Annotated in this window: 1 pseudogene; it reads right to left on the reverse strand. The window is 75.8% G+C overall.

Annotated features, from left to right (window positions below):
* Positions 1-926 (reverse strand): annotated as a pseudogene (locus ACTJK8_RS32305) (chemotaxis protein CheA); the annotation flags it as partial.

Raw genomic sequence — 926 nt, forward strand, 5'->3', positions numbered from 1 at the left:
TCGAGCCCGGCGCCGTCGTCGCGCACGCTCACCAGCACCTGGGCGCCGACATGCTCGGCGGTCAGCGTGATACGCCCGGTCGCGGCCTTGGCGGCGGCGGCCCGGCGCCCGGGTGCCTCGATGCCGTGGTCGATGGCGTTGCGGATCAGGTGGACAAGCGGGTCGGCCAGCCGCTCGATCACGGTCTTGTCGAGTTCGGTGTCCTCGCCGCCGGTGACGAACTCCACCGGCTTGCCGAGATCGCGCGAGAGATCGTGGATCAGGCGGCGGAAACGGCCGAACAGCGCGCCGATGGCGACCATGCGGATGCTCATCGTGGTGTCGCGCAGCCGCGCCGACAGGCGCTCGATCTCCTCCGCGATGCCCTTGAGGCCGGGATCGGCGCTCAGGCCGGCGAGCTGGCTCAGCCGGGCCTGGGCGATGACCAGCTCGCCGACCCGGTCCATCAGCTCGTCGAGCCGCTCCGCCTCGACCCGCACGCTGCTGGCCGGCCGCTCCTCGGCCCGCCGCGCCGCCGCCGCCGCCCGGGCATCGGACCCGGCGGCGACCGGCGCGGCGGACGGAGTGACGGGCGGCGCGGCCGGGGGCACCGGTGCCGCCGCGACCGGCGCGGGGGCGAGGACCTCGGCCGGCTCCGGCGGGGCGGCGTCCGGCAGCGCCAGGCCTGCCGGCTCCAGGGTCAGGACCATCTCGTCGCGCACGAACAGGAACACGTCCTCGATTGCCGCGCGGGTCGCGGGCCCGCGCAGGGTCACGTCCCAGCCGAGGACGAGGCTCTCGGGATCGAGGCCGGGGAGTTCGGGCAGGGCGTCGAGGCGCGGCACGACCGTGCAGGGGCCGAGGTCGCGCAGCTCGTCGAGGAGCGCGAGCGGGTTGGTGCCGTTGCGCAGGACGTCCGGGGCGAAGGCGATGCCGATCCGCCAGCC

This window comes from Methylobacterium sp. 22177 (assembly GCF_052045615.1).
Classification (GTDB): domain Bacteria; phylum Pseudomonadota; class Alphaproteobacteria; order Rhizobiales; family Beijerinckiaceae; genus Methylobacterium; species Methylobacterium radiotolerans.